The 6,021-nt window shown below is 71.9% G+C and carries 4 protein-coding genes; all 4 read left to right on the top strand.

The features are described from left to right. A partial coding sequence (locus tag VFO68_RS14895) for a hypothetical protein (RefSeq protein WP_325158866.1) occupies positions 1 to 2,067 on the top strand: 2,067 nt, incomplete at its 5' end. Between the two features lie 22 nt (positions 2,068 to 2,089). Further along, positions 2,090 to 2,827, top strand: a complete 738-nt coding sequence (locus tag VFO68_RS14890) for a YcnI family protein (protein ID WP_325158865.1) — start codon at positions 2,090 to 2,092, stop codon at positions 2,825 to 2,827. A gap of 306 nt (positions 2,828 to 3,133) precedes the next feature. After that, positions 3,134 to 3,616 carry a hypothetical protein gene (locus VFO68_RS14885; protein ID WP_325158864.1) on the top strand — a complete coding sequence of 161 codons (483 nt, stop codon included), beginning with the start codon at positions 3,134 to 3,136 and terminating at the stop codon, positions 3,614 to 3,616. Further along, positions 3,609 to 6,021 (top strand): M48 family metalloprotease (locus VFO68_RS14880; protein ID WP_325158863.1); only part of this gene is annotated, 2,413 nt, incomplete at its 3' end. The genes VFO68_RS14885 and VFO68_RS14880, both read left to right, overlap by 8 nt.

Here is a 6,021-nt window from a genome sequence, read left to right as displayed (position 1 = left end):
ATCGAGTCGTGGGCGCACGGCCTGTTCGGCGCGCACATCATCGAGCCGCGCGGCTCGACGTACCACGACCCGCGCACCGGCAACCAGGTCCGCAGCGGAACCATCGTCGACATCCGTACCACCAACCTGGTCGGTGGGGGGGTGCGAAGCGCGTTCCGGGAGTACATGATCTTCCTCTCCAACGGTCGGCGCGGTAGAGCCGAGGTGACCACCGGCGATTCGGTCGCGTTGGGCCGGACCGACCGGAACGCGGGTCAGGAGTGTGAAGAGTCGGCGATCAACCTGAGAGCGGCGCCGATCGGCGAACGAACACCGCCGGGCTCGGGAACCATGCAGAGACAGGAGTTCAACGGCAACCAGGCCTGCCGCAACGCCATCAGCCGGGTCAACGACCCGACGGCGGCGAACACGGTGCCGGCCACGGTGACCGCGGTGGATCCGTACGTCTTCTCCTCGGTCAAGTACGGCGACCCGACCACCCCGCTGCTGCGGGCCTACGCCGGTGACCCGGTCGTCATCCGCACGATCGGGGTGAGCGACCGGATCGAGGCGCTGCGGTTCCAGGGTCACCGGTTCGCCCGGGAGCGGTTCAACGCCGACGGCGAACTGGTGGACGCCGCGACAACCGGTATCTCCGAACGGTTCGACTACGTTCTGGACGGTGGTGCCGGCGGTCCGGCCCGGATGGCGGGTGACTACCTGTACTACAGCACCCGCAACTTCGCCTTCGAGTCCGGTGGGTGGGGCATCTTCCGGGTGCACGACCGGCTGCAGTCGGATCTGCGACCGCTGCCGGACCGGACCGCGCCACCGAGCGGGACGGGCTTCCCGATCCTGCGGCCGGCCACCGGCAACACGCAGGCGAGTCCGGGACCGAACCCGCCGCCGGCCACCCAGGCCGGAGTGGTTTCCAACTCGGCAAGCGCGTGTGCCAGCACCGCTCCGGTGCGGGCCTACGACGTGTCCGTGTTCAACCAGACGCTGCCGACCACGCCGAGTGCCGACACCGGCGGGATCATCTACGCGTTGACGTCGGACATGGCCGCGATCAGGGCCGGCACCAAGAAGGTCGAGCCGCTGGTGCTGCGGGTCAACCAGGGTGACTGTCTACAGGTGACCCTGCGCGACCAGATCGCGGGCGGCACGACCTACGGCGGCACCAGGGCCGGGTTCGATCTCGGGAAACTGCTGTACAACCCGCAGAACTCGGGCGGTATGGCGGTGGGGCTCAACCCGGACACCACGGTCGGTGCGGGCCAGGCCATCACCCTGCGGTTCGCCGCGGACAAGGTGCTCGGCACGTCGATCTTCCAGAACCTCGGCAGCGTGGCCTCCATCCGGCACGGCGCCTACGGTCAGGTGGTCGTCGAACCGAACGGCTCGACCTGGTTCAACAGCGCCGACGGTGCTCCGCTCAGTGCTACCCGGACCAGCACCGAGGCCATCATCCGCAGCTCCGGTGGGAACTTCCGCGAGTTCAACCTGAGCATGGGAACCACGGATCAGCAGTACGCCCGCAGCGTCTTCCAGTACCAGGACGTGGTCGCCGGAGCCGGGGTGAACAGCCCGTTCGCCGCGCTCAACCAACCGGTGGCCAACCGCGGGTTCAACAACGTCAACTACTCGACGGCTCCGCTCACCACCCGGCTCGGGTTGAACCGGACCCCGCCGAACCCGAGTGCTCCGTTCGCGTTCGCGTTCAGCACGCCGAGGTTCGGTGATCCGGCGACGCCGATCTTCCGGGCGTTCGCCGGGGATCCGGTGGTGTTCCGGCTGAGTATCGGCGCGTCGGACCAGTTCCACACGTTCTCGGTCAGCGGGCACGTCTTCCCGCAGGATCCGAACATGTGGAACGGCGGTTCCGACCGGCGGTCCCAGCTGCTCGCCTCGCGCTCCGTCACAGCGGGCGAGACCGCCGAGATCGAACTGGTCGGCGGTGCCGGTGGCACCATCCGCGCGGATGGCGACTACCTGTACAGCGACAGCCGTCAACCGTTCACCGAGGCCGGACTGTGGGGCATCCTGCGGGTGCTGCGCGCCGGCGGCGGCGGGCTCGCGGGCCTGTGAGGGAAAGGGTGGTGACAGGCAGATGAATCGGGTACTCACCCGGCTCGGCGCCGTACTGACCGTCGCGTGTGGACTGACCCTGTGGGCCGGCTCGGTCGCCGGCGCGCACGTGACCGTCCGCTCGAACGAGGCGGTACAGGGCGGGCACGCGGAGGTCACCTTCCGGGTCCCGTCCGAGAGCGACACCGCTCGTACGGTGGGAGTGCAGATCGCGTTCCCGGCCGACACCCCGCTCGCCTCGGTGTCGGTGCTGCCCCATCCGGGGTGGCGATACACGGTCACCAGGTCCACTGTGGCCAGTCCGGTTCCGGACGGCCACGGCGGGCAGGTCACCGAGGCGGTCAGCCGGCTCGAGTGGACGGCCGCCGGTCCGGAGACCGCGATCAAGCCGGGTGAGTACGAGGTGTTCACGGTGTTCGTCGGTCCACTGCCCAAGGCCGACCAGGTCGTCTTCAAGGTCCTGCAGACCTATGACGACGGCCAGGTGGTGCGGTGGATCGACGAACCGGTCGCGGGCGGACCGGAGCCGGAGCATCCGGCCGCGGTCCTCGCCCTGACGCCCGCCGCCGGCTCGAACGCCGCCGCGGTCGCGCCGATGGGTCACACCATGCCGGCCGCCGCACCGGCGGGAACCGGCACCGCGCCGGTGGTGTGGTGGGTACTGGCGGTCGTCGTGGTGGCAGCGCTCGCCGCGGCTGGGGCAGTGCTCGTGACGATCCGCACCACCCGGCGCCGAGGGGGTGATGAGTCAGCGGCATAACTCTCGTCATCCCCGTTTCGTGGCGGCCCCGGGCGTGCGGTACCGGGGCCGCCACGCTCGTCCTGTGATCGGGCCGTTGTGCCCTAGCGCCGAACCTGTTGGCGCGCCACAGTACAACTGCCGGTCTACCGGCATACCGGCCCGGGGCAGACGGGATCTCGCGACGGGACTGGGTGAGTCCGCCGTGGGATCGTCCCCCGGTCACCTGACATCCGCCCCGGGCTGGTCCATTTCTGGCCAGTTTCGGCCGCGAACCGCCCAAATGGTTGAGTGACAGCGGTCGCGGTTTGCCGAAACCATCGTGGTGTGGGAGCTACCGGACAGGAGTTCGTGCGCACGGTGGCGCGGCACGCGGTCGGTGAGTTGGCTCCGGCGGAACTGCCGTTCTTCACCGCGACCAGCGACGCGTACTTCCAGGACCCGCACCGGGCGTTGACCGGCGGCCGCCGCACCGACGACGTGCTCGGATCGGGCTTCGACGTGGTGGTCACGCTGATCTCCCCGGTGGCACTGGCGGTTGCCGCGGCCGTGTACGAGAAGCTGACCGAGGAGGTCGGCGGAACCGTTGTGCGCGGCGGCAAACGGTTGGGGCAGCGGCTCTGGCGCCGGCTGCGCCGCCGGGCGCCGGAACCCGGTCCGCCGCCGCGGATCTCCCGGCCGCTCACCGCCGAGCAACGGGCGGCGCTGCGCGCGGTGGCGCAGGCCCGGGCCCGGGCACTCGGGCTGCCGGAGGAGAAGGTCCAACTGCTGGTCGGCGCGATCCTGGACGGTGTCGACCGGGATGACTGAGGCGGCGGGGCGGATCCGGGCACCGGCCGGCACCACGATCCGGTTCGCGCTGCTGGTCACGCTGGCGCTCGGCGCGGCGGTCTCGATCCTGTCCATGATCATGCCGCCGGGTGTGGCCCGCGTGCTCGACGCGTTCGACCTGTGCCAGGTGCGGGCCGGTGTCTACACCGCCACCGGGGCCGATCTCAACCTGTGGCGGGCAGCCGGCCAGCAGGACGGCGTGAACCGGTTCGGAGCCTGCCTGACCGAGCAGGTGCCGGAGCGGCCCTGGTGGATCGTGGCCGGCGTGGCCGCGCTGGTGGCGGTGGCCGCGCTGCTGCGGTTCGTGCAGCCGTACTGGCTGATCCTGCGGCGCCGGCTGGTCCCGTTGGACCCGGGTGCGGCGGGGCCGTTGCTGGGCACGCTGCACGCCTGGGCGGCGGCCGCCGGCCTGCGCCGGCCGCCGGTGTTCCTGGTCGACCCGGTCAGCGGGCGGCTCGGCGGGCTGGCGTTCGGCAGCAACACCCGGCCGTTCGTGAGCCTGGACGCCGGTCTGCTCAGCCGGTTGCGCACCGACCCGACCTCGGTTCGGGCCGTGGTGCTGCACGAGTTGGCGCACGTGCGCAACCGGGACGTGTCGATCACCTACACCACGATGGCGGTGTGGCGCGCCTTCCTGCTCGTCGCCCTGCTGCCGTGGGCGCTGGCGCTGCTGCTGGCCAGTTGGAATGCCGAGCACGTCGGGCTGGCGGTCGAGTCCGCCGCCCGGATCCTGATCCTGGTGCTGATCGTCTACCTGTCCCGCAACGCGGTGCTGCGCTCCCGGGAGCGGTATGCCGACGCGCAGGTGGCGCGCTGGCTGGGCAGCACCGAGCCCGCCGAATGCCTGCCGGCGAGCGGGGCCGCCGCCGGGCACCGGTGGGGTTCCTGGTGGCGGGCCCATCCCGCGCCGCACCACCGCGTCGCCGGGCTGGCGCACCCCGCTTCGTTGCTGCGTCCGGGTTTCTGGGAGTCGTTCGCCGCCGGCCTGGCCTTCGAGGTCGCCTGGCTGCAGCTCGCGGTGCCGGTCCAGACCTGGAGCGGTGTGCCGCAGACGGCACTGGAACTGTTGCAGCGGTCCTGGGGCCTCGGTCTCGCCGTGCTGATCATCGTGCTGGCGCTGCGGACCGCGGCCTACCGCGCCGCCGGGCACACCTCACCCTGGGTGCTGGTCGGTCCCGGTCTCGGGATCGTGGCCGGCATCGTGCTCGGCGAGAGCCTGACGGTGCTGTACGGCAGCACGCTGCTGCCCCGGGTCGCCGGGCTTGCCGCCGGGCTTTCCCTTGCGCCCCAGGTGATCCTGCTGACCGCCTGGCTGGCCTGGGTGGCCGGGTTGGTCGCGGCCCGGGAGCCGGGCCGGCTCCGCCGGCTGGCCGCCGTCGCGGCCGGTGCGGCGGTCGTCGGCTTCTGCGTGTCCTGGCTGCAGTGGTGGAGCGCACTGTCCCGAATGGACATCGTGGTCGACATCGTGCGGCAGACCCAGGGGGCTCTGCTGCGGATCGTCGACGTGGCCTGGACCGGTCTGGACCACGCGCTGGTGAGCGTGGTGTTGCATCCGATCGTGCTGGGGTTCGCCGAGCCCGACCCGATCGCGATGGTGAGCCTGGTGCTGATCTGGGCGGTGCCGCTGCTGCTCGGCGCCGCCCGCGCCGGTCTGCGCTTCGCGTTGTTCGCCGGACTGCTCGCCGGTGCGGCTCTGCTGGGCTACGACCTGGTGCTGCGGGCCGCGTTGCGCAACGGGGTAGCCGAACCGTTGCGCACCACCGAGGGGATGGTCGCGGTGCTCACCGCCTGGGAGATCGGCGCGGTGGTGCTGGCCCAGTTCCTGGTGGCCGTCGTGGTGACGGCCCGCCGGCCGAACCCGGTGACCGGGCTGTTCGCCGCGGCGACCACCGGTCTGGTGGGAGCGGCGGGCATCTGGGTGCTGCACGCGACCGACGCCTGCGTGCCGGTGTTCCAGGCGACGATGACCACCTGTCCGCTCGGCCTGGATCCCGGTTACGGCGCGACGGTGCTCGGCGTGATCACCGCGGAGGGCACGCTGCTCGCGCTGACCGGCGCCGCCCTGGGGTACCTGGCCGGCCGGCGCCGGGAGTTCGCCGAGCCGGCCGCGCGCCGGCTTCGTCCACAGTGGATCGCCGCGACCGCGGTGATGGTGCTCTCCGCGGTGCTGCTGGGCTGGCCGCGTCCGGTGGCCACGGCCGGCGGGCCGATCGAGCGCGCGACCGCCGCGGAACGCTCGGCGCCGGCGGCGGAGAACGCCGAGGCGCTGCGGATCTGGCTGCGGGCCGGTGGGGGAGACCACCTCGACGCCATCGCGGCGGCGGTCCAGGCGATCGGCCGGGCGGCCGGCGCGGGCGGCAACCCCACCGACCTGGCCGCGGTGC

Origin of the sequence: Actinophytocola sp., from assembly GCF_035712165.1 — a bacterium.
Lineage (GTDB): Bacteria > Actinomycetota > Actinomycetes > Mycobacteriales > Pseudonocardiaceae > DASYTH01.
Note: the sequence above shows the minus strand (reverse complement) of the source record. Positions and strands in the feature narration are given on the sequence as shown.